The 21,572-nt window shown below is 66.4% G+C and carries 21 protein-coding genes; 9 read left to right on the top strand and 12 right to left on the bottom strand.

Translation table 11 applies throughout. From position 1 onward, the window contains the following. Positions 1-8: 8 nt before the first annotated feature. From DDE23_RS19615 to DDE23_RS19600, 4 genes are all read right to left on the bottom strand, one after another. Positions 9-1,187, bottom strand: coding sequence for a CaiB/BaiF CoA transferase family protein (locus DDE23_RS19615; RefSeq protein WP_107754148.1), 1,179 nt, complete (start codon positions 1,185-1,187; stop codon positions 9-11). Between the two features lie 3 nt (positions 1,188-1,190). Beyond that, complete coding sequence (locus DDE23_RS19610; protein ID WP_107754146.1) at positions 1,191-1,847, bottom strand: glutathione S-transferase family protein; 657 nt, start codon at positions 1,845-1,847, stop codon at positions 1,191-1,193. A gap of 76 nt (positions 1,848-1,923) precedes the next feature. Continuing rightward, positions 1,924-2,685 carry an alpha/beta fold hydrolase gene (locus DDE23_RS19605; RefSeq protein ID WP_107754144.1) on the bottom strand — a complete coding sequence of 254 codons (762 nt, stop codon included), beginning with the start codon at positions 2,683-2,685 and terminating at the stop codon, positions 1,924-1,926. A 1-nt stretch (position 2,686) separates the two neighbouring features. Beyond that, a complete protein-coding gene (locus DDE23_RS19600) occupies positions 2,687-3,448 on the bottom strand; it encodes an enoyl-CoA hydratase/isomerase family protein (protein WP_107754142.1) in 762 nt (253 codons plus the stop codon). A gap of 104 nt (positions 3,449-3,552) precedes the next feature. On the opposite strand from DDE23_RS19600, the gene DDE23_RS19595 reads away from it, so the two are divergent. After that, on the top strand, positions 3,553-4,350 hold the full coding sequence (locus tag DDE23_RS19595; RefSeq protein ID WP_157958086.1) for an alpha/beta fold hydrolase: 798 nt from the start codon (positions 3,553-3,555) through the stop codon (positions 4,348-4,350). On the opposite strand, the gene DDE23_RS19590 is transcribed toward DDE23_RS19595, so the two are convergent. After that, a complete protein-coding gene (locus DDE23_RS19590) occupies positions 4,347-4,949 on the bottom strand; it encodes a glutathione S-transferase family protein (protein ID WP_107754139.1) in 603 nt (200 codons plus the stop codon). The two genes, DDE23_RS19595 and DDE23_RS19590, sit on opposite strands and share 4 nt — an antisense overlap. Further along, entirely contained in the window at positions 4,946-6,046 is a 1,101-nt protein-coding gene (locus DDE23_RS19585) for an NAD(P)-dependent alcohol dehydrogenase (protein ID WP_107754137.1), read from the bottom strand. Before DDE23_RS19585 ends, DDE23_RS19590 begins: the two co-directional genes overlap by 4 nt. 516 nt (positions 6,047-6,562) lie before the next feature. On the opposite strand from DDE23_RS19585, the gene DDE23_RS19580 reads away from it, so the two are divergent. From DDE23_RS19580 to repC, 4 genes are all read left to right on the top strand, one after another. Further along, positions 6,563-7,447 (top strand): recombinase family protein, encoded by an 885-nt coding sequence (locus tag DDE23_RS19580; protein WP_107754135.1) that lies wholly within the window; start codon positions 6,563-6,565, stop codon positions 7,445-7,447. Between the two features lie 510 nt (positions 7,448-7,957). After that, a complete protein-coding gene (gene repA, locus DDE23_RS19575; RefSeq protein WP_107754133.1) occupies positions 7,958-9,151 on the top strand; it encodes a plasmid partitioning protein RepA in 1,194 nt (397 codons plus the stop codon). Beyond that, positions 9,151-10,146, top strand: coding sequence for a plasmid partitioning protein RepB (repB, locus tag DDE23_RS19570; protein WP_107754131.1), 996 nt, complete (start codon positions 9,151-9,153; stop codon positions 10,144-10,146). Before repA ends, repB begins: the two co-directional genes overlap by 1 nt. Before the next feature lie 189 nt (positions 10,147-10,335). Continuing rightward, entirely contained in the window at positions 10,336-11,412 is a 1,077-nt protein-coding gene (gene repC / locus DDE23_RS19565; protein WP_107754302.1) for a plasmid replication protein RepC, read from the top strand. Positions 11,413-11,710: 298 nt separating this feature from the next. Here the strand turns inward: repC and DDE23_RS19560 are convergent, their stop codons facing one another. Then, positions 11,711-12,853 (bottom strand): Fic family protein, encoded by a 1,143-nt coding sequence (locus tag DDE23_RS19560; protein WP_107754129.1) that lies wholly within the window; start codon positions 12,851-12,853, stop codon positions 11,711-11,713. A 148-nt stretch (positions 12,854-13,001) separates the two neighbouring features. Continuing rightward, on the bottom strand, positions 13,002-13,892 hold the full coding sequence (locus DDE23_RS19555; protein WP_107754127.1) for a LysR family transcriptional regulator: 891 nt from the start codon (positions 13,890-13,892) through the stop codon (positions 13,002-13,004). Between the two features lie 81 nt (positions 13,893-13,973). Here DDE23_RS19555 and DDE23_RS19550 point away from each other — a divergent pair, with 81 nt between their 5' ends. Beyond that, positions 13,974-14,768, top strand: a complete 795-nt coding sequence (locus tag DDE23_RS19550) for a phytanoyl-CoA dioxygenase family protein (RefSeq protein WP_107754125.1) — start codon at positions 13,974-13,976, stop codon at positions 14,766-14,768. A 2-nt stretch (positions 14,769-14,770) separates the two neighbouring features. Here the strand turns inward: DDE23_RS19550 and DDE23_RS19545 are convergent, their stop codons facing one another. Further along, the gene (locus DDE23_RS19545; protein WP_107754123.1) at positions 14,771-15,520 is read right to left on the bottom strand and encodes a sulfite exporter TauE/SafE family protein; all 750 of its coding nucleotides are present in this window, start codon (positions 15,518-15,520) and stop codon (positions 14,771-14,773) included. A gap of 84 nt (positions 15,521-15,604) precedes the next feature. Here DDE23_RS19545 and DDE23_RS19540 point away from each other — a divergent pair, with 84 nt between their 5' ends. Further along, positions 15,605-16,285 (top strand): FadR/GntR family transcriptional regulator, encoded by a 681-nt coding sequence (locus tag DDE23_RS19540; RefSeq protein WP_238150063.1) that lies wholly within the window; start codon positions 15,605-15,607, stop codon positions 16,283-16,285. 119 nt (positions 16,286-16,404) lie between these two features. On the opposite strand, the gene rnk is transcribed toward DDE23_RS19540, so the two are convergent. Further along, positions 16,405-17,220, bottom strand: a complete 816-nt coding sequence (gene rnk, locus DDE23_RS25830) for a nucleoside diphosphate kinase regulator (protein ID WP_337589838.1) — start codon at positions 17,218-17,220, stop codon at positions 16,405-16,407. Positions 17,221-17,736: 516 nt separating this feature from the next. On the opposite strand from rnk, the gene gdhA reads away from it, so the two are divergent. Together gdhA and DDE23_RS19525 are read left to right on the top strand one after the other, a co-directional pair. Then, positions 17,737-19,092, top strand: a complete 1,356-nt coding sequence (gdhA, locus tag DDE23_RS19530) for an NADP-specific glutamate dehydrogenase (protein ID WP_107754121.1) — start codon at positions 17,737-17,739, stop codon at positions 19,090-19,092. A 3-nt stretch (positions 19,093-19,095) separates the two neighbouring features. Next, positions 19,096-20,298 (top strand): HPP family protein, encoded by a 1,203-nt coding sequence (locus DDE23_RS19525; protein WP_238150062.1) that lies wholly within the window; start codon positions 19,096-19,098, stop codon positions 20,296-20,298. A 67-nt stretch (positions 20,299-20,365) separates the two neighbouring features. Here DDE23_RS19525 and DDE23_RS19520 read toward each other — a convergent pair whose 3' ends face one another. Together DDE23_RS19520 and DDE23_RS19515 are read right to left on the bottom strand one after the other, a co-directional pair. Continuing rightward, the gene (locus tag DDE23_RS19520) at positions 20,366-20,962 is read right to left on the bottom strand and encodes a pentapeptide repeat-containing protein (RefSeq protein WP_107754119.1); all 597 of its coding nucleotides are present in this window, start codon (positions 20,960-20,962) and stop codon (positions 20,366-20,368) included. Further along, on the bottom strand, positions 20,959-21,405 hold the full coding sequence (locus tag DDE23_RS19515; RefSeq protein ID WP_107754117.1) for a flavodoxin domain-containing protein: 447 nt from the start codon (positions 21,403-21,405) through the stop codon (positions 20,959-20,961). Before DDE23_RS19515 ends, DDE23_RS19520 begins: the two co-directional genes overlap by 4 nt. Positions 21,406-21,572 lie beyond the last annotated feature (167 nt).

Genomic DNA, 21,572 nt, shown 5'->3' with positions numbered 1-21,572 from the left:
TCCCATGGTCACAGCCCCAGCTCCGCAAGGATCGCATCGGTATCGGCCCCCAGCAGCGGCGGGGCACGGTCGAACACCAGAGGCGCGGCAGCAAAGCGCATCGGGCTCACCACCTGCGGCACGGTTCCGGCGAGGGGGTGCGGCAGCGCCTGCTTCATCGCCCGGGCCAGCACCTGTGGCTCGTCGAAGACCATCGGGACGGTGTTGATCGGGCCGCAGGGCACTTTGGCCGCCGTCAGCTGTTCCAGCCAGTGCGCGAGGGCTGCGGTCTGCAACCGTTCGCAGATCGCCGGATGCAGCGTCGAAAGGTTCTCGACCCGCGCGGCATTGGTGCGATAGCGCGGATCCTCGGCCCAGCCGGGCATGCCCAGCACAGCGGCAAACCGCGCGAATTGCTCGTCATTGCCGACCGCGACGACCATGTAGCCATCGGCCACAGGGAACACATCCTGCGGCTGGATGTTCGGATGCCGGTTGCCCTTGCGGGTCGGCGCCTTGCCCGACACGAGGTAGTTCATCGCCTGATTGGCCAGCATCGCCACCGAGACATCGAGCATGGCGATGTCGATCTGGTCGCCCTGCCCGGTCCTCTCGCGGTTCGCCAACGCGGCGAGGCAGGCGATGCAGGTATACATGCCGGTCATGATGTCGACGATCGGCACGCCGACCTTCTGCGGCCCGCCGCCCGGCTGGCCATCGGCCTCGCCGGTCACGCTCATCAGCCCGCCCATGGCCTGGATCATGAAATCATAGGCGGAATCATTGCGGCGGGGCCCGGTCGCGCCGAAGCCGGTGATCGAGGCGAAGATCAGGTCGGGCTTCACCGCCTTCAGATCGGCATAGCCGAGGCCGTAGCGTTCCAGCGTGCCGGGGCGGAAATTCTCGACCACGATATCGGCGGTGGCGGCGATGCGGCGCACCACCTCCTGCCCCTCGGCCGAGGCAAGGTCGACCGCGACCGAGCGCTTGCCGCGATTGACCGAAAGGTAATAGCCGCTCTCGCCGGTATCGGCACCGGCCTCGTCCTTGAGCCAGGGCGGACCCCAGCGGCGGGTATCGTCGCCTACGCCGTCGCGCTCGACCTTGATGACCTCGGCACCGAGATCGGCCAGCATCTGGGTACACCAGGGGCCGGCCATGATGCGGCTCAGGTCAAGGACGCGGATATGGGAAAGGGGTCCGGGCATGGGTCACTCGAAGGTAAGCTGAAGGTCGGGGCCGGAATCGCCCTGATCGTTGACGATGGCCGTCGCCGCGACCGAGGGTCTGCCGGCCGTCTCGGCGGCGAAGCGGGTGAGCGCGGGAAAGGCGGCGCGCCAGCCGCAGTCAGGATAGCGGAAATCAAGCTGACCCAGCGCGCAGGTCAGGGCGATCGGCCCGGGGCCGAAGGGCGCGGCGCGCAGGAGCGGTGCCTCCGCCTCGAACAGGGCCATGCCGGCGCGCGTCTTGGCCTCGAAGCTGGCGCGACGCGCGGCGTCGATGCCCAGCGGGCCGGTCGCGGCGATGCGCCAGTCGAGCAGCACCTCGGTCAGCTGGTCGGCCAGCGCCTGCCAGCGCAGCTGCATCACCCGCGCCTCGCCCGAGGCGGGCAGCAGGGCCCGCCCGCCCGGCGTGATCTCGCAGAGATAATCGAGGATCTGGGCCGAGCCGATCAGCGCCGGGCCCTCGTCGCGGATCAGGGCAGGGATCTTGCCCAGCGGATTGACCGCCAGGATCGCGGGATTGGGGACGCCGCGCGGCACCGCCACCTCGCGCTGCAGCGCCAGCGCCTCGGCGATGCCCAGCTCATGCGCGAGGATCATCACCTTGCGCACAAAGGGGGATTTGGGTGACCACATGAGGATCATCGCGGCGGGGCCTCTCTTGCAACAGGGTCAGCATAGCCTGCCGACCCTATATGAATCAATAGACTATCTTTTATGATTATAGAGTTTCGGCAAGCAAGGCGTTGAACCGCTCAGGAGCCTCGAAACAGGGCAGATGCCCGGCGCCGGGCACCAGCGCCAGCCGCGTGCCCGGCCTGCTGGAAGCGAGCGCCTGCATTCCCGGCACGATCCGCGCGTCAGCCTCGCCGGCGATCAGCAGGACCGGCCCGGCGAAATCCTCGAACGCCGCGCGGGCGTCATAGCCGCGCAGGGCATGGGCGCAGGCGGCGAAGCCCTCCAGCGGGACGGAGGCGATCATCGCCTCCAGTTCCGGCCTTTTGGCGACAGCCGAAGGCAACCAGCGCGCAGCGGTCTGTGCGGCCAGCGCCGCCATGCCGTTCGCACGCGCGAAACCGATGCGCTCGTCCCAGAAGGCCGCGCCGGACGAGGCGGCGAGGCCATCGACCAACACCAGCTGGCTGACACGGCCGACAAGCGCAGGCAGCGCGGTCAGGCCGGTCGGCACGCCCATCGACAGGCCGACATAGGTGGCCCCGGTCACATCGAGCGCCTCGCACAGCGCGACCAGATCCGCCGCGAGCGTCGCCATGTCCAGGGGACCGGCCGGGAGGGCCGAGGCCCCATGGCCGCGCTGATCCCAGGTCAGCACCCGGAACCGGTCCGAGAAGGCGGCGACCTGTTCGGCCCAAATCGCCTGCGTGGTCATCAGCGAATTGCCGAGCACCAGCCAGGGCGCGCCCTCGGGGCCGGTGACCGCATAGGCCAGCCCATGGCCGTCCGCCAGCGTCAGCACCGGCATGTCAGCGGCCCTTCCAGACCGGCGCGCGTTTCTCGACCACGGCGCGGGTCGCCTCGCGCGCGTCCTCGGTGGCCATCAGCGCGGTCGAATAGCTCTGCTCCAGCTGGTAGCCGTCCTCGGTCTGCATGAACTCGACCTTGTTCAGCGCCTCCTTGGCCATGCGCAGCCCGATCGGCGCCTTGGCCGCGATCTCGCGCGCCAGCGCCATCGCCTCGGCATCGAGGTCCTCATAGGGGACGATCTTCTGCACGAAGCCATAGGTCGCCGCCTCCTGCACCGACAGCGGGCGGGCGGTGAAATACATCTGGCGCAGCACGCCCTGCGGCAGGTGGCGCATCATGTGCGAGGCCCCGCCGCAGCGGCCGACGTTGATCTCGGGCGTCGAAAAGCGGACATGGTCGGCGGCGATGCGGATGTCGGCGCAGGAGGCCAGCACCGCCCCCGCCCCCAGAGCCGGGCCGTTGATCGCGCAGATCACCGGCACCGGGGCATGGCGCACGGCGGCGAAGCAATCACGGACGATGCGGGCGCGGCCCGGGTCTTGGTCGATGGTCGCGGCGAGGAATTCGTTCAGGTCGAGCCCGGCGCAGAAGGCCTTGCGCCCGGTCGCGGTGAACAGGATGACGTTGACATCGTGCCAATCCTGCGCGGCGCGGAAGGCATCGCGGATGTCGGCGTAATCCTGCAGGGTGATGGCATTGACCGGCGGGACGTCGATCTCGATTCGGGCGATGCCCTCGGCGCGGCTGATGGTGATGGTCATGAATCCCCCGGATTGCCGCCTCGGCGCGGCCAATTGCATAAAAGATAGTTTTATGTATGATAGGCGCTCGAGCGAAGTCAACCACCTGCGAAGTTCTTCAACCCATGCCAGAATTCCCGCCCGTCACCGATGAACCCACTGTGTTGGATCTGGGTCCGCGCCAGCTTGGCTACCGGGCCGATGGCACGGGGCCGCTGGTGGTGCTGATCGCCTCGACCGGCCGCTGCGGGGCCGAGATGGCGCCGCTTGCGGCTGGTTTGGTGCAGCAGGGTTTCCGCGTGTTGCGCCCCGAGCCGCGGGGCATCGCCCCCTCGGTCGGGCCGATGGAGGGGGTGACCTTCCACGACCTCGCCGGGGATCTGGCGGATATCATCCGGGCCGAGGGCGGCCGGGCCATCGTCGCCGGTCATGCCTATGGCGCCTGGATCGCGCGCTGCGTGGCGCAGGATCATCCGGACTTCGTGTCCGGCGTGGTGTTTCTGGCCGCCGGGGCCAAGGCCTGGCCGCCAGAACTCAGCCGCGCGATCACCGAGATCAACGATCCGGCCACATCGGAGGCTGACCGGCTGGCCGCCTTGAAACTGGCCTTCTTCGCCGAGGGCAACGATCCGGCCGAGTGGCTGACCGGCTGGCATCCCGCGGTGGTCGAGATGCAGCGCAAAGCCCGCGCCGCGACCCGGCCCGAGGATTGGCGCCCGGCCGGGATCGCGCCGATCCTCGATCTGCGCGGGGCGCAGGACCCGTTCCGCCCGGCAGGCACCGAGGCCGAGATCGCAGAGGAACTCGGCCCGCGTGTCACCGCGAGGGCGATCGAGGGGGCGAGCCACGCGATGCCGGTCGAGCGTCCGGCCGAGGCGGCGGCGGCGATGGGCGACTGGGCGCGGCGCATCGGCCTCCTTTAACCCGCCAGCGGACGGTAGCCCGGCAGCGCCTCGATCCGGCCGATCCAGCGGCGGATCGCGGGCGTCGCATCCAGCGACAGGCCCGCCTCGCCCGCCCCCGCCTCGCCCGCCAGCGAGACATAGGGGTAGACTGCAACATCGGCGAGGGTCGGGACGTCGCCGACCAGCCAGTCACGGGTTGCAAGCCAACCCTCGAGCACGGCCAGCGACGCCTCGGCCGTAGCCGTCGCCGCCGGCACATCCAGCGGTCGGCCCATCAGCCGGTGCAGCCGCAGTGCCTGCAGGCCGGTCGCCACCTCTTTCGCGGCGAAGGACAGCCATTGCGCCACCGCGGCGCGCTGGAAGCCGTCGTGCCCCGCCCAATCCGGCGCATAGCGATCGGCGAGGTAGACGAGAATCGCCTGACTGTCCCACAGCACCCCCTCGGGCAGCACCAGCACCGGCACCTGCCCGCGCGGATTGAGGGCGAGGAAGCCGGGGCTGCGGTTCTCGCCGCCCGACATGTCGACGGCGCGGATCTCGCAGGCCTGCCCGATCAGCGACAGGAACAGGCGGACTTTCCAGCCGTTGCCGGAAAAGGGATGGCTGTAGAGGATCATGCCATGCGCGCCACGGCCTTCACCGCGCGCCCTTCCCTGGCGGCGGCCAGCGCGGCGCCGATGTCGTCGAAATCAAAGCCCGTCACCAGCCGCTCGAAGGGGAACAATCCCGCCGCTTGCAGCCGCAACAGATGCGGGATGAAGACCGAAGGCTCGCTGTCCCCCTGCACCACACCGCGCAAACTGCGGCCGTAGAGCAGTTTTTGCGGATCGAGCATCAAAGGCCCCTGCCCCGCAGCCGCGCCGCAGATCGCGGCCTTGCCCAGCATCGCCAGCGCATCCAGCGCCAGAGCCGCCGTCACCGGGCTGCCCGCGCATTCCACCGCATAGGCCGCGCCGCCGCCGGTGATCTGGTGGATCTGGCCCGCGACATCCGCGCCCGCCGCCAGCAGCGCGTGGGTCGCCCCGAAATCGCGGGCCAGCTCCAGCCGCTCGGGCGAGCGGTCGACGGCGATGATCGGATCGGCGCCCGAGGCCTTGGCCGCCATCAGCGCCGCCATGCCCACCGCGCCCAGACCGAGGATGACGACCGAGGCGCCGACCTCGGGCTTGAGCACGTTCAACACCGCGCCGGCGCCGGTCTGCAACCCGCATCCCAAGGCGCCGAGCATCCAGAGGTCGTCCCGCGGCGGCACCTCGACAAGGTTGCGAAGTGGGACATTGGCATGCCGGGCGAGGCTCGACTGGCCGAAGAAGCAGGCACCGAGAGGCTGGCCCTCGCGGTCGCGGAACGGGCTCGTGCCATCCGGGCGGCGGCCCGAGAAGTTCAGCGCGCGCTTGTCGTCGCAATAGGGCGATTGCGCGGCCCGGCATCGAGGGCAGGTGCCGCAGCTGCGAAAGGACAGGACCACCGAGCGGCCGATCAGCGCGGAATCGCCGCCGGGACCGACGGCCTCGACCACACCCGCCCCCTCATGGCCCAGCACCGCCGGCAGGGGAAAGGGCAGCGCGCCGCTGGCGGCCAGGAAATCCGTATGGCACAGGCCACAGCCCGAAAGGCGGACCCTGACCTCGCCCGCGGCCGGATCATCCAGCGTGACAGGCTCGATTGCGGCCGGGACGGTCGGATCACGGAACACCGCGGCAAAGGTCTGCATCGGGATCTCCTTAATAAGTCATTCTGCTATCTTATCGGTTATTTCGCCCTGGACCAGAGGTCGCCGTGACCCTTCCACGGCAGCGGCACTGTCGCCGATCGGCACGGATCGCCGGTTCCGGTGGAATGGAAGCCGCGATCAAGAAGAGGCTGTGCCGCTGGCGAGGTGCGGGGTTCATATCCCTCGGACTGGACGGGAACCACAGATATCCCTCCGGCCCCTGTGGCTGTCTTCGCACTCGCCACAGGGGCATAAAACTTTTCATTTAGCCAATAGGCTTGATACGCCATATCTGCAAAATATGGCCCTTTTGCACCTTACCCGGGAGCCCGCCACGGATGCTCTGGCCCTGTCTATAGAGAGTGCTCCTGACGTTTTCCGGCTGGGCTCTGTGATCTCGGTCAGCGCATGGAAACCAAGGGATTTTCGCTGAACCGCACCACAGAGAGGCCCCTTGCACCCATTTTCAATCGGTCGTTTATTAGCAAGAGATAAAATTGCAAACGGCCTGTTTTGATGTCCCTGATCGGCTATGCGCGCGTCTCGACCGAGGATCAGACCCCCCTGCCCCAGTCGCAGGCCCTGAACTCCGCAGGCTGCGCCGAGATCCATGAGGAACAAGCCTCGGGCGGCAACCGCGCCCGGCCGGTGCTGGCCCGTGTGCTGGAGCGGATCGGCAAGGGCGACACGCTGGTCGTCGTGCGCATCGACCGTCTGGCGCGGTCTCTGTCGCATCTGCTGGAGGTGATCGAACGGCTGGAGGCCAAGGGCGCCTTCTTCCGCTCGCTGACCGATCCCATCGACACGTCCTCGCCGCAGGGCAAGTTCACTCTGCAAGTGCTGGGCGCCGCAGCCGAGTTCGAGCGCGCCCTGATCCGCGAACGCACCAAGGCGGGGCTGGCAAGTGCCCGCACGAAGGGCCGGATCGGCGGCAATCCGGGCCTGCGCGCCCGTGATCCGGCAGCCCTGCGCAAGGTGCGGCTGGCGCGGCAGGACGGCTATATGGAGCGCCTGAACCAGACGGCGCAGGACTGGGTTCCCCATGTCCGCCGCCTGCGCCCCGCTATGGCCTGGGAGGACGTGCTGCGCATCGTCAACGGCCCCCTGCCCCGCGAGCGACAATGGACGCAAAGCCGGCTCCTGCGCGCCGTGAATGCCTATGTCCGCCACGGCTTCCTGCCCGAAACCGTGCTGGGCCGTGCCGGGCGCCGCGAAACCGATGACCGACTGCCCGCCATCGTCGCCGCCATCAGGGGCGCAGACCCCGACATCACGCTGCAAGCGATCTGCGCCCGGCTGGAAGCGATGCGCGAGCGCACGCCGCGCGGACGGACAAGCTGGCAGCCGTCATCCGTAAGGATGCTGCTGGAACGGGCCGAGCGGCTGGGTCTGCTTAGGTAGCAGCGCCACCCCGCAAACATTCGACACGAGGGAAGGTTCACACGGTTCTTGTCGGCCGTAGGCTGTGCAGCCTGTGTCAGCGTCTCTTTACAACTGTGCCCCCTTTGCGGCGACAGTTCATCAGCGCCCAGACGCCACGCCGAGCGCACAGCCCCGGATGCTCAGCAGGCGCGGCCAGCGAATCTGGCTCCTCCACCATGCCCCGTCGCGGGCGATTCCCGGACAGCACCAGAGGTCGATCATCTGGTAGGTGGTTATCCCGAAGGAAACACTACATCTTGCTCGCCGACACGCAGGGCGTGTGATACGTTGTCTTTTCATACCCTTACCCCATGACGCCGAGAGCCGACGCGACCGTCGACTTGCCGCCGGGTAACAAGACTGCCAAAAAAGTGTTGCTTGGGGACAAGTTGCGTGGCATCACCGCTCTTGTCGCTAGATTGCGCACTTTTTGCATTTTGGCGTCGAAACAAGAACGGCCCAGCAAGAGGCCATGGGCAGTGACACGCGATGAACCAGATAGTGAACTCTCAGTCTATCGCTGCGGTGATCTCGGCAAATGCCTCGAGACTGTCGAGTGCACTCAATGACCATATGCGGAACAGCTTTCGCCCGGAAAGCCGCAAGACGCTCAGAAAGTTTCATCCTGCCGAGGTCTCCGAACTGACCGGGATCAGCTTGTCGAACATGCGGACACGGCATCAGGAGGGCGATTTCCCCGAGGTCGAGACCGACGCTCGCGGACGTCGCATGTACTCCGCCGAGGAGATCTATCAGATCCGTCATGTCATGGCCCGTACCGGCCGCAATGGCGACGCGTATCTGCCGGGCCGACGCGACGGTGATGCCTTGCAGGTCATCTCCATCGTCAACTTCAAAGGTGGTTCCAGCAAGACGACGACCGCTGTGCATCTGGCACAACGCTATGCGCTGCGCGGCTACCGGGTGCTTGCAATCGACATGGACCCGCAGGCGAGCCTGACCACAATGTTCGGATACCGCCCCGAGATCGAGTTCGTCGAAGGCGGTACGATCTATGACGCGCTGCGGTATGAAGACCCGCTGCCCCTGAGCCAGGTGATCCGGAAGACCTATTTCCACAATCTGGATCTCGCGCCGGCCGGCCTCATGCTTTCCGAGTACGAGACCGAAACCGCCTACGCGCTTCAGCACCGTATCGAACCGTCGTTTACCCAGCGTCTGGTCATCGCGCTTGACGAGATCGAGGCGAATTACGACCTGGTCATCATCGATTGCCCGCCCCAGCTGGGCTTCACGACCATGACCGCCTTGCTGGCCTCGACCGGCCTGCTGATTACCGTCATTCCCAGCATGCTGGACGTCGCGTCGATGGCGCAATTTCTGGAAATGGCCGGGGAGACCGTGCGAACACTGGAAGAGGCAACCGGCCCAATCGATTGGGCATTCCTGAAATTCCTGATCTCACGCTACGAGCCGACGGACGTGCCCCAGTCGCAGATGGCCGGCTTCCTTCGCTCTATCCTGCTGGACCAGGTGCTGAACACGGCGATGCTGAAGTCCACCGCGATCTCGGACGCCGGCATGACGCAGCAGACCATCTATGAATTGGACCCCTCGCAAGTGGTGAAAAAGACCCTCGACCGGATTCTGGAGAGTATTAACGGCGTCGCGGACGAGTTCGAGAAGACGATCCAGCAAGCTTGGGGTCGGGAGTCCGGCTGATGGTCCGTCGCAACATTTTCCAGCCCCCTCCCCCTCCGCAAGAGCCTGCTGGGCCCGCAAGCGAGACCCCGCAGCGGTTTCCGAACACCGGCGCGATGAGCGGCATCAGGTCTACCCTGAAGGATCTGTCGACGAACGCAGTGCGTGAGATCGTTCCTGAGATGATCGACGACGACGGTCCCAAGGACCGTTTGCGGATCACCGACGAGGACGTTGCCCAACTGGCCGAGAGCATTCGGGCTCACGGCCAGCAAGTGCCCATTATGGTCCGCCCGATTGCCGATCGGCCCGGCTATTACCGCATCGTCTATGGCCGCCGCAGACTTCATGCGCTCAGAATGCTCGGCCGCCCCGCCAAGGCCCTTGTCAGGTCGCTCTCCGACCAGGAGGCCATTCTCGCGCAGGGTCAGGAGAACGCCGAACGGCTGGATCCCAGCTTCATCGAGAAGGCGCTGTTCGCGGCTGAGCTCGCGGATGTCGGCTATGAGAATGGGGTGATCCAGGACGCGTTGGCCATCGACAAGGCGATGCTGTCCCGGATGAACAAGGTCGCCCGCACGATCCCTCCGGCGATCATTCAGCTGGTCGGCTCGGCCCACGGTATCGGGCGGCGGCGGTGGGAGGAGCTGGCTGACGTCAGCCGCCTCAATGACCTCGATCTGATCGCCCTTGCGGAACAGGCGGGCCTCTCTGCGATCGAGAAATCCGACGACCGATTTGCACGGCTCAGCGCGGCGGCCAGCGCGGCGACGAGGCCAGAACGCGAGTCGGTAGTGTCAGCAACGGCACGGCCCTTGACGCTCGAAGACGGGACAGCCTTCGGCGAACTGATCGATAGCGCGCGGGGGCTCACTCTGAAACTGCCAAAGGCGGCTGCACCAGAATTCGCCGAATGGCTGCGCGCCAATGCCGATGAAGCGCTTCGCAAACTCTATGCCGAGTGGCAGGCGGCTCAGGCTTCGCAAGGAACCTCAACCAACAAGGGAGCACGATAAGCAGCTAGAAAACGAAAGAGCCCCCCAAGGTTTCCCCCGGAGAGCCCGATCTGTTCTTTGCACTTTCAGATCTACCAGCTTCTCCCGCTCAGTCAACAGCAACCGATTCGGTTGATCGGTAATTCGTGACTTTTTTGATGAGTCACGGGCCGGATGGGGCATTTTCAGTCCAGCTGCCGTGAAGACATCATGGCCTTCCAACACAGCTCTGCAGCTCTCAGGCTGCGGGACGATTCCATGTTGTCCGCGGACAACACCAAACACCTCGAGCGCCACATCGTGGTAGACCTGTTGCGCAAGGCAGCCCCCCTGCTCGGCCTGAAAGCGCCCGTCATCACGACCCTCGACGCAATGCTGTCCTGCCTGCCCCCGCAAAGGACCCATCACACGGTGTTCGCCTCCAACGCGACGCTCTCGTTCCGCCGGAACGGGATTTCTGATCGCACGATCCGCAGACATGTTGCGTTGCTGACAGACGTCGGGCTGCTCCGGCGCAATGACAGTCCCAATCGCAAACGGTTCATGCGGTCGAACTCGGCGGAGGGAACGGCGCTCCGCTTCGGCTTCGATCTTGCCCCCCTCTTCGAACGGCTGGCGGAGATTGCGCAGCTGGCTGCGGAAACGGTGCGTAACGCCGAGCAGATCGCTTATCTCAAGTGCCGGATCCGGGCGCTCGCCTCGCATCACCTTGCACAAGACCCCGACGACCCAACACCACACGAAATTCTGAGGGCGCTGCGCCGGAAGCTCTCGATCGAGGAGCTCCAAGGCATGCTTCAGACCGTTGCCGAGGCGCCTATCGAAACGCAGATTGACGATGTCGAGCATCGGCCGCGTCTTGCCGAAACGACTGAATTGACCGCCAGCGACGGCCAGAATGTCCGCCACCATCATAAGTCAAAGGAAGACCATATTGATAAGAAATACCCGGCAGACGCAATTTCTGTAAGCGAGATCGTCGGTGCCTGCCCCGAGGTGGCGGAGTTTTCGCTTAGAGAAATCAGAACCGAAGGCGACGTCATCGCCCATGCCAGATCTCTGGCGCCGATGGTTGGCATAGACGCGCCAACCTATGACAGCGCCGTGGCCGCCCTGGATCCGATGCGAGCCGCCTTGGCCGTCTGGATCGTGGTCAAGTTCCACGAGCGCGTTCGAAGCGCGGGCGCCTATTTCCGAGCCATCACAAGCGGAAAGCGCTCCGAGGGATTTGACCCCTATTCGTTGATCCGACGGCTTGGCGGGTCCGCGACTCCGGCCCGGGTCTAACCTCGTTGTCCGCGGACAACCCGTGGCAACGCCAATCGCCGTCGCGGGGAGGCCCCTTCGGCAAGCTCGTACTCAGTCAGTCCAACATGGGGCACCTCAAGGCTGGCGTCTCGGCGAAGAAGGGCCAAAGAACAACGCGCGCCGCGGCCTTCGGCGGGGGCTGGTTATCCGAGGTTCTGCGTCGTGCCGTCCTGGTGCGGTCCGATGGCGCGGACACCGCAGAAGGGCAGGGGGGTCAACCGCCCGCCGTGGTCTGCTGCGACACCATCGAAACCGATCAGCAGGCGCAGGCAGTCGCTCAACCCAGCCGGAAGTCTGTCCGAGGATCGGGGAGACGCGCATTCAGGTTCAACCAGTACCTCGTATGGCGTCGCTCACCGGTTCTGGAGAGCGCATCTTTCTCGACCAGATCCTGCAGATCGCGGGTTGCGGTTGCGCGCGAGGTTCCGGTGATCTGGAGATAATTGTCGGCACTGAGGCCGCCTTTGAAACCGCCGGGGCCTTCCCGAAACATACGGGCGATGGCCTTCGCCTGGCGTTCGTTCAAGTGGTCTCTGTGACGATCGTAGAAATGGGCCTTGCTGATGAAGAAGCCGACGCGGTCGAGTGTTGCCTGTTGGGCCTTCAAGATAACTGCCGCGAACCAGACGAGCCAATCGGTCACGTCGAGCGTTTTTTGATGCTGCTCGAGCTGGTCGTAATATGTCTTGCGCTCCTTCTCGATGGTGAAGGCCAGCGAGATGAGGGTCGGCTGGCCAATGCTCTGCGCCAACGACTTTTCCGCGAGGGCGCGGCCCAAGCGGCCGTTGCCATCTTCGAATGGATGGATGCTCTCGAAGTACAGGTGGCTTAGCCCGGCGCGCGTCAGGGCAGGAAGCGGCTCTACGCCCCCCGGCCCGGTCTCGTTGAACCATTCCGCGTAGCGCTCCATCTCAGGCATGACCCGCTCTGAAGGGGGCGCTTCGAAATGGATCGTCGGTCGGTCGAGGCGGCCGGAAACGATTTGCATCGCCTCGGCGTGGCGTCGGTAGGCCCCGATGGTTTCCAACCGGCGGTCGTGGGACAGGAGCATGCGATGCCAGCGGTACAGCGTCTCGTGGCTCAGCCTGTCCGCGAAGCTGGAATAGACGTCGACCATCATTTCCGCGACGCCCTGTTCGCGCGGTTTGGCTGGGTAGCTGTCCGGATCGAGGCCCAGATGGCGGCGCAGCGAAGACTGGACACTGAGCCGGTCGAGGATTTCACCCTCGATGGCGCTCGTCTGCATCGCTTCTTCACTGAGCAGCTCGATGCGGAGTTGATCGCGCTCCGGCTGGCTGACATGATGGACTGCGCCAAGGATTTCCCCGGACGACAGCAGAAACTTCCGTTCAAACGGCTCCAGGGCGGAGGTGTCGTACCGGAATTCTGGCCAATCGGGCAGCGTCCAGTTCCAAGCCATGAGTTATAGCCTCTTTTCTATAACTCATTATTTGATCCTACTTGAGGTATAGAAGTCAACTCTATCGCTCAACGGGCCTGCAGGGCGGGATGACCGACACCCCGGGCGCGACGCAGAGGGTCGGCACCATGGCCCCGAGGGCAGGGACTCAGACCACGCTTCGGAAAAAGTCCGCAACCGCCTGAACGACAGGCTGCAGATCCGGGCTTTCCGCACGCAAGCCGGACCAGAACAGAAACAGATCCGCGGCGGCGCTGGGAGAGGAAATCGGCAGCGTGACCAAGGCGCCCCCGTCATAGCTGATCCGTCCCGGCGGATTGGAATAGCTGATGCCGACGCCCATGCCATGCGCGACGAAGGAGCGCATCAATTCCAGCGACGAGGCCCGATGCGCGATCCTGGGCGCCAGGCTCAGGGCGTCGAACAGCGCCTGGAAATACCCGACAGACAGTCCCTCGCTCGACAGGATGAGCGGATGCTCGGCGATCTGCTCCAATGTCAGCGAGGGCTGGTCCGCCAGCGGGTGCCTCTGGGGCAGGAACGCCACAGGCACCACCGTCCGCAGCTTCACACGCTCGAAGCCACCGTCGAAACCGATGTCGTAGGAGAGGGCGAGATCGACCTTTCCTTCGGCCAGGTCGCGGGCGAGGCTGGCAAAGCGCCCCTCCTGCCCGCGAAACGCCTGTGCCGGGACCTGCCGCTGCAAAAGGTCGAGGATCGGGGCCAGATACCACGGCGCGATATCCTCGAAGCATCCGACGACGACGGGGCGGCTGGCCTCGGACGAGTGCTCGATTTGCTGCGCCAGCGCGAGCAGGTCGCGCGCCCGTTCCACCAGCCGATGCCCGAAGGGGGTGACGACGATCACCGACCCCTTGCGGCGCAGGAAGATCCTTTCGCCCAGGATCTCCTCGACCCGGCTGATCGCCACCGACAGCGAGGGTTGCGACACATGCAGGCGCGCCGCCGCGGCGGTGACACTGCGCGCCTCGGCGACGGCGACGATGTATTCGTAGTGGCGCAGGGTGATAGATAGCATGAAGCTATTTATTCTATGAAGATATATGATTGGAAACTAAATTCTCGCCCGTCTACCGTCGGCATGCAAAGGAGACACGCGATGCATGACCTGGTGACACAAGCGGATATCGACGCCTTCCAGCGCGACGGGGTTGTCCTGATAAAGGGGTTGTTCAGGGACCATGTCGATGGTCTGCGCCGAGGCATCGAGCGCAACATGGCCGAGCCCGGCCCCTATGCCGCCGAGAACCTCAAGGCAGGGGAGGGCGGGCGGTTCTTTGACGATTACTGCAACTGGACCCGCATCCCCGAATTCGAACAGGCCATTCGCCATTCACCGGCCGCCGAGGTCGCCGCGGACCTCATGCAATCGCGGCAGGTCCAGATGTTCCACGACCATGTGCTGGTCAAGGAGCCCGGCACCTCGAAACCGACGCCCTGGCATCAGGACGGTCCCTATTACTTCGTCGAGGGCAAGCAGACCGTCAGCTTCTGGTCGCCGCTGGACCCCGTGCGCGAGGCCAGCCTGCGCTGCGTGGCGGGCAGCCATGCCTGGCCGAAGCCGGTGCTGCCGACGCGCTGGCTGGCGGAGACCAGCTTCTACCCCGAGGATGACGCCTATATGCCGGTGCCGGATCCCGATGCCGAGGGCATGGACATCCGGGAATGGGAGATGGAGCCGGGCGATGCGGTCGCCTTCAACTACGGCATCCTTCACGGCGCGCGGGGCAACACCACCCAAAGCCGCCGCCGGGCCTTCTCGCTGCGGCTGGTGGGCGATGACGCGCGGTATGTCGAGCGGCCGGGCCGGACCTCGCCCCCCTATCCCGGGCATGACATGAGCCCGGGACAGGTGCTGCGCGAGGATTGGTTTCCGATCCTCTATCGCCGATAGGGTCAGAGGACGAAGAAGGCGACGGTCATCGCCGCGCCCACCAGCGTGATGAACCAGCGCAACAGATCCGTGCGCACGATGCGGCGGCTCAGCCGGGCCCCGGCATAGCCGCCCGCCGTCGCACTCACCGCCAGGATCAGCGCCTGCTCCCAGGCGATCAGTCCGGCCCAGACGAAGGCCGCAGCCGAGATCAGCGACAGAACCGCTGACAGCAGGTTCTTCAGGCCGTTCATGCCGTGCAGGTCGGTGTGGCCCAGCAGGCTGAAGGCCGCAAGCAGCATGATCCCGAGACCGCCGTTGAAATACCCGCCATAGATCGACACGGCGAGGATCGCCGCGCCCGAGACGACCGGCCCCGCCGCACCGCCCCCTCGCTGGCGCAGGACTTTCAGCAGAAGCGGACCGGTGGCAAAGAGCAGGGTTGCCAGCAGCAGCAGCCAGGGCACGATCCACAGGAAGGTCTCGCCCGGCGTCACGATCAGCAACAGCGCGCCGAGGATGCTGCCGAGGGCCGCGAGGCCGAGGATCGCGCGCAGCCCCAGCGCGCCCTCCGTCCTCATGTCGCCCCGGAACGCCCAGGCGCTGCTCAGATACCCCGGCAGCGCGCTCAGCGTCGCGGTGGCGTTCGCCGCGACCGGAGGCACACCCACGTAGATGAGCGCCGGAAGGCTCAGGAAAGTGCCGCCGCCTGCCACGGCATTGAGAAGGCCCGCGGCCCCGCCGGCAAGGCAGAGCAAGAGCAGCTCGGTCATCGCGTCTTGTATCCCTACTTGGTTCGCGCCGGTCCTTGCGCCCTTTGCCATTGGTCTGCAAATTGGTTCGCAAAGGAGGCGCCCGTGCCAAGACATTCCGCAACGGATATCCAGCCCCATCTGCTGGCACTGGTGGAAGAGCTGACGCCGGGCGAACGCCTGCCGCCCGAGCGCGAGCTGGCAGCGCGCCTCGGCTGTTCCCGGCAGACACTCAGGGCGTGCCTGTCCGGACTGGAACATGACGGCAGGATCTGGCGCCATGTCGGCCAGGGCACATTCCGCGGCGCGCGCCCGCGCCACCTGCCGGTTCGCGACACGCTGCTGATCGAGGGCGCGACACCGCCTGATGTCCTCGCGGCGCGCCTGTTGCTGGAACCGATGGTCGCAGCCGCCGCGGCGCGGCTGGCGGAACCTGCCGATGTGGCCCACCTGCGGGCGAAGGTCGCCGCCGGGCGCAAGGCCCGTGATCGCGCCGCCTGTGAACAGGCAGATGACGCGTTTCACCGGGCGCTGGCGCAGATCTCCGGCAATCCGATCCTGGTGGGGTTCCTGAACTACCTCTCCGGCGTGCGTCGCCGGGTCGCCTGGCAGCGGGAGTGGGAGGCGACCTACCGGCGCATCGGCACCGAGGCATTTCAGACCCTGCACAGCGATCAGCACGGACGGATTGTCGACGCGGTCGAAGCGCGCGATCCGGGCGCGGCCGCCTCTTTCATGACCGAGCACCTGGAAACCATCCGGACCGACATGACCGGAGGCCGCTGACCGGCCGCCTCAGGGCCGGGTCAGCGGCAGGGGGGGCCGGGGCAGAGGCTGCACGCGCCCCGCCCGACGGCCAGGGCGGCAGGGCGCCGAGGACAGGACCGCACGGCGGCCCCCTCAGATCAACCCTCCGGGTCGGGTTGCGTGACGCTGAGAATCGTCAGCATGCGGCGCTCGTTGTCCCGCGTGTCCCAGTAGAAACTCGCCCCCTCGGCAAGGCCCAGCAGGGCGACCCCGATCGGCGTCGTCACGGAAACCCGCATCCGGGCGATATCCGCCTCTTCGGGATAGACCAGCGTCACGGTCTTTTCCTGCCCGGTGTTCTCGTCGCGGAAGACCACGGTGCTGCCCATGCCGACCACGTCTTTCGGCATCTTGTCGGCGGCGACGATGCGCGCGCGGCCGATCTCTTCGTACAGACGGTCGGCGAGGGCGGGATGGCGGCGCAGCATGCCATCGGCCAGCCCCTCCAGATGCGCGAGGCTTTCCTCGCTGATGACGATCCGCGGGTTCTTCTTGGCCGAGCTTTTCACGGCTTGGGCGGTGGTGGACATGGTAACTTTCCTTGTGTTCACGGGTAATTCCGGGGGATGGCGCGGCGCCTCGGCCACGCCGGTCACGCAAAGGCGGCCGATGCGGCCGTCCTCGAAAAGCAGCGGTGCCCGGCGACCGACGCGCATGCCGATCAACGTGGCCCCCAGAAGCGAGGCAACGGGGATCGTGCCCCCGGGCAGGCCGGATCCGAGGCGATGCACCAGCAGGCCGGTCCGGGGCGGGCCGCCGTCGATGGTGAAGCTGACACGCGCTCCGCCGACCACCAGTTCGGGATCGTGCACATCATCCGCCGGACGGGTGTTCATCAGCTTGCTCGCCAGCACATAGGCCAGCAGTTTCGAGCCGGTGCCCTGTCCGCCTTCGCAGGCCTCAAGATGGTCCAACAGGGCCTGATAATCCGCCGAAGGCAGATTGACCGGGATGTGCCGAAGCTCTCTGCGCAGGGATCGGGGCGCAAGCGTCGACAGAGGTGAGGGATTGACGCCGACCATAAGTCCTCCTCGGGTGCAGGGCACCGCGTTCACGTTTCATGACGGAGAGGAGACCCCGGGAGGTATGGCAGGCGCGAACGCGCCTAGACCGCCCGGGGAAGCGGGCGGTTCAGCAGACGGAATCGGAAATGATCTGCGTGCTTGGCCATGCGGGACAGGTAGGGATTGCCACCCCGCGCGTCAATGCCGACAGGCCCTGATCGGCTGGTTTGAGCCTGCCTTTACACGATTTCCCGGGGCCAGGGCGGAAAAGCCGGCGCCGTCCGTCATTGCCGCGCCCCTCACCATCCGGAAGAAAGTTTTCATGTGACGGCTGTTTCGACCCCCTTCCCCCGTTCCCCTTGCTGAATTTGTCGGCTAAGCGGGCAAAATGCAGGCATCCTGAAAACCGATCCAGAAGGCAGCACCGTGAATACCATCGACGAGAAACTCCGCCCGATCCTGGCCGACGTCATCCGACGCAACGCGGGAGAGCCGGAATTTCACCAAGCCGTCCACGAGGTTCTGGAAAGCCTCGGTCGGGTGGTCGCCAAGCATCCCGATTACCTCGACCAGGCGCTGATCGAACGCATCTGCGAGCCCGAACGCCAGATCATCTTCCGCGTTCCGTGGGTCGATGACCGGGGGCAGGTGCAGATCAACCGCGGCTTCCGCGTGCAGTTCAACTCGGCGCTCGGCCCCTACAAGGGCGGCATGCGGTTTCACCCGTCGGTGAATGTCGGGATCATCAAGTTCCTCGGCTTCGAGCAGACGTTCAAGAACGCGCTGACCGGCATGCCGATCGGTGGCGGCAAGGGCGGATCGGACTTCGACCCCAAGGGCCGCTCGGATGCCGAGATCATGCGCTTCTGCCAGTCTCTCATGACCGAACTGCACCGCCATCTGGGCGAGCAGACCGATGTCCCTGCGGGTGATATCGGCGTCGGCGGGCGCGAGATCGGCTACATGTTCGGCCAGTACAAGCGCCTGAACAACCGGTTCGAGGCCGGTGTCTTCACCGGAAAGGCGCTTGCCTACGGCGGGTCCCGCGCCCGGACCGAGGCGACGGGCTACGGCAATACCTATTTCGTTCAGGCGATGCTGCAGACGAAGGGGACCGATTTCGAGGGCAAGAAGGTCGTGGTCTCGGGTTCGGGCAACGTGGCGATCTATACGATCGAGAAAGTGCAATCCTTCGGTGGCACGGTCATCGCCTGTTCCGACAGCTCAGGCTATGTGGTGGACGAGGCCGGGATCGATCTGGAACTGCTGAAGGACATCAAGAATGTCCGGCGCGAGCGCATCTCGGAATACGCCCGTCGCAGGGGCCCGGGCGCGCATTTCATCGCCGCAGGCGATGGCTCGATCTGGGATACGCCCTGCGATGTGGCGATGCCCTCGGCGACGCAGAACGAACTCTCGGGCAAGGATGCGGCCAGTCTCATCGGGAACGGTGTGATCGCCGTGGGCGAAGGCGCGAACATGCCGTCGACCCCGGAAGCGATCAAGGCGTTCCAGGACGCGGGCGTGATGTTCGCGCCCGGCAAGGCCGCCAATGCGGGCGGGGTCGCCACCTCGGCGCTGGAAATGCAGCAGAACGCCAGCCGCGACAGCTGGAGCTTCGAGCAGACCGAGGCGCGGCTGGCCTCGATCATGCGCGGCATCCACGACACCTGCCACCAGACGGCCGAGGAATACGGCGCGCCGGGTGACTACGTGCTGGGCGCCAATATCGCGGGTTTCGTGCGGGTGGCGGAATCCATGCGCATGCTGGGCGTGATCTGAGCCATGGACCGGGGACGCCGCCAGGGTGGGGGAACGGCGCTGCTGGCCCGCTGCCTCGGCCGGCTGCGTCCCTTCGGCCCGGTCATCGGACCGACCGGCCTGCCGGAGATGGCTGCCGGGGCAGCCGGGGCGGGGTTGGCGCTGCTGGTCTGTGCGGCGCTCGTCTGGGGCGCAGAGGTCGATTTCGCCACGGGCGCGTTCCTGATCGCGCCCATGGGGGCCAGCGCGGTGATCCTGTTCGCGCTGCCGAACAGCCCGCTTGCCCAACCCTGGTCTGCGATTGTCGGCAACAGCCTCTCGGCGCTGGCGGCGCTTGGCGTGCATCAGCTGGCTCTGGACCCGGCGCTGGCGATCGGGGCCTCGGCCTGTCTTGCCCTTCTGGTGATGTTCCTCAGCCGCTCCCTGCATCCGCCGGGTGGCGCGGTGGCGCTGACCGCGGCGATGAATCCCGCGATGCTGGAGGCGATGGGCCTGCGCTTCGTGCTGGTGCCGGTCCTTCTGGGAACCGTCTCGCTGGTGCTCATGGCGATGGCCTGGCACCGGCTGACCGGACGAAACTATCCGTTTCGCCAGCCGCACGAGGCAGGGCCGCATGCCACCGCCGACAAGGCGGCGGAGCAACGGCTTGGTCTCGCCCCGGAAGAGCTGGCGCGGATCCTCGCCGACTATCGCCAGTCGGCCAACCTGGGGGTCGAGGATCTGTCCCGTCTGATCGCCGCGGCCGAGCAGGTTGCCGCGGGCCATGCCCTGGGGGCGATGACCTGCGAGGACATCATGTCCCGCGATCTGGTCACCGTGCGCCCCGATGCGCGCAGCGCCACCATCGCTGATCTGTTCCGCAAGCACGGATTCACCTCGATCCCGGTGGTGGACGGGCAGGGCGTGTTGCTGGGCGTGATCTTTCAACTGGACCTGATCCGTCGGGCCAGACGCGATGCCTTGCGCAAACGGCGCCGTTTCGGCGGGGCGATGGCGGCCCTCGGACGCGATCCATCGCCCGGCACCCTGCGGGCCGCCGAGATCATGACCACCGCGCTGCCGACGGCGACACGCGGCACGCTTGTCGCCACGGTCCTGCCCCTGCTGTCCGACGGCGGCACCGAAGCCGTCCCGGTGATCGACGCAGATCGGATCGTCGGCATCGTCACCAGAACCGACATGCTGTCGGCCTTGGCCCGGTCGACGGCGCGGAACGGGCGGCGATAGCGAGGGTCGTGCCCGCTCTGACCCCGTCACAACCCGGCGATGGGGCAGAGACGCGGGGCACGCCACGTCAGCGGTAGGTATATCCGAAGGACAGTCCGAACGCCCGATCATCGACGGGCATGTTTCCCTGCCGCGCCGCGCGCAGCCAGAGCCGGCCGTGGACCTGCGTGTCCGAGAAGTCCGCCTCGGCCGGGAAATCCGCCGCCTGCGCCCAGAGCCCGCCGAGGAATTCCGATCCCGCCAGGCTCAGCCCCGCGGCGAAGCGTGTCTCGGCGAGGTCGAGGTTGCCATAGCAGGTGAGGCGGCGCAGGTCGGCCGGGCCGGTGAAGCGACAGGCGCGGAAGGTGGCGGTGCCGCGGAGTTCGGCGCCCGACAGGTCCGCCGCCTCGAAGCGGGCGGCGTCAAAGCGCGCGTCATTGGCGAAGAGCGCGCCGGACAGGTCCACCGGCCCCTCGAAGCGCGCATCGTGGAACCAGCTGAGCCCGTCAAAGCGCGCGCCCGGCGCGATCAGCCCGCCCTGAAAGGTCGCGCCCCGGAAATCCACCCCGCAAAGCGCGAGGCCTGTCAGGTCAAGCGCCCCCTCGATGGTGACGCCGGCCAGATCCTCGGCCTCGCCATGGCGCCAGGGCCGGGACAGGCGCGCGCGGATTTCGGCCGGGATCATGCGTCGACCATGGACAGGATCGCGTCGATCCAGGGCAGCGCCAGATCATCGGCCATGTCCGCGCCCGAAGCGTCATGCGTGACCCGCTCTCCCACCCGCTCGGCGCCGGCGCCGGTCAGGATCTCCTCCAGCCGCTTGCCGCCGAAGTTGAACGTCTCGGGGTACTCGCTGTCGCCCATGCCGAAGATGGCAAAGCGCAGGCCGGTCAGGTCCGGGCGGACCTTCTCCATCGCCGCGGCGAAGGGCTGGGCCGAGGCCGGCAGCTCGCCATCGCCATAGGTCGAGGTGACGACGATGTAGAAGGTCTCGGGGTCAAACCCGGCCGGGTCGAAATCCGACAGGTTGGTGACGCTGGCATCATGGTCCGACAGGTGGCTGGCGATGTCTTCGGCCAGCATCTCGGCATTGCCGGTTTCGGTGCCATAAAGGACGGCGATCTGCATCAGCTCTCTCCGGTCTGGTGCGCGATGGCCAGCATCCGCGCTGTCGTTGGGATCTTCCGGCGGACGCGCCCCTCCGGGCAATCCGCACGCTCGGCGGCGTCGATGCGCTGCCAATGGTCGTAGTGCACGGCCCCGGGGACAAGGGCCAGCACGCCGTCGCGTCCCGC

It is taken from the genome of Pararhodobacter aggregans (assembly GCF_003075525.1).
In the GTDB taxonomy this organism is placed as follows: Bacteria; Pseudomonadota; Alphaproteobacteria; order Rhodobacterales; family Rhodobacteraceae; genus Pararhodobacter; species Pararhodobacter aggregans.
This window is presented reverse-complemented; position numbering and strand designations above follow the sequence as displayed.

What these genes read in the sequence shown, in the direction of transcription:
- DDE23_RS19615 (WP_107754148.1), bottom strand. Translation starts at nt 1,187, where the DNA reads ATGCCCGGACCCCTTTCCCATATCCGCGTCCTTGACCTGAGCCGCATC.
- DDE23_RS19610 (WP_107754146.1), bottom strand. Translation starts at nt 1,847, where the DNA reads ATGATCCTCATGTGGTCACCCAAATCCCCCTTTGTGCGCAAGGTGATG.
- DDE23_RS19605 (WP_107754144.1), bottom strand. Translation starts at nt 2,685, where the DNA reads ATGCCGGTGCTGACGCTGGCGGACGGCCATGGGCTGGCCTATGCGGTC.
- DDE23_RS19600 (WP_107754142.1), bottom strand. Translation starts at nt 3,448, where the DNA reads ATGACCATCACCATCAGCCGCGCCGAGGGCATCGCCCGAATCGAGATC.
- DDE23_RS19595 (WP_157958086.1), top strand. Translation starts at nt 3,553, where the DNA reads ATGCCAGAATTCCCGCCCGTCACCGATGAACCCACTGTGTTGGATCTG.
- DDE23_RS19590 (WP_107754139.1), bottom strand. Translation starts at nt 4,949, where the DNA reads ATGATCCTCTACAGCCATCCCTTTTCCGGCAACGGCTGGAAAGTCCGC.
- DDE23_RS19585 (WP_107754137.1), bottom strand. Translation starts at nt 6,046, where the DNA reads ATGCAGACCTTTGCCGCGGTGTTCCGTGATCCGACCGTCCCGGCCGCA.
- DDE23_RS19580 (WP_107754135.1), top strand. Translation starts at nt 6,563, where the DNA reads ATGTCCCTGATCGGCTATGCGCGCGTCTCGACCGAGGATCAGACCCCC.
- repA (WP_107754133.1), top strand. Translation starts at nt 7,958, where the DNA reads ATGAACCAGATAGTGAACTCTCAGTCTATCGCTGCGGTGATCTCGGCA.
- repB (WP_107754131.1), top strand. Translation starts at nt 9,151, where the DNA reads ATGGTCCGTCGCAACATTTTCCAGCCCCCTCCCCCTCCGCAAGAGCCT.
- repC (WP_107754302.1), top strand. Translation starts at nt 10,336, where the DNA reads ATGGCCTTCCAACACAGCTCTGCAGCTCTCAGGCTGCGGGACGATTCC.
- DDE23_RS19560 (WP_107754129.1), bottom strand. Translation starts at nt 12,853, where the DNA reads ATGGCTTGGAACTGGACGCTGCCCGATTGGCCAGAATTCCGGTACGAC.
- DDE23_RS19555 (WP_107754127.1), bottom strand. Translation starts at nt 13,892, where the DNA reads ATGCTATCTATCACCCTGCGCCACTACGAATACATCGTCGCCGTCGCC.
- DDE23_RS19550 (WP_107754125.1), top strand. Translation starts at nt 13,974, where the DNA reads ATGCATGACCTGGTGACACAAGCGGATATCGACGCCTTCCAGCGCGAC.
- DDE23_RS19545 (WP_107754123.1), bottom strand. Translation starts at nt 15,520, where the DNA reads ATGACCGAGCTGCTCTTGCTCTGCCTTGCCGGCGGGGCCGCGGGCCTT.
- DDE23_RS19525 (WP_238150062.1), top strand. Translation starts at nt 19,096, where the DNA reads ATGGACCGGGGACGCCGCCAGGGTGGGGGAACGGCGCTGCTGGCCCGC.
- DDE23_RS19520 (WP_107754119.1), bottom strand. Translation starts at nt 20,962, where the DNA reads ATGATCCCGGCCGAAATCCGCGCGCGCCTGTCCCGGCCCTGGCGCCAT.
- DDE23_RS19515 (WP_107754117.1), bottom strand. Translation starts at nt 21,405, where the DNA reads ATGCAGATCGCCGTCCTTTATGGCACCGAAACCGGCAATGCCGAGATG.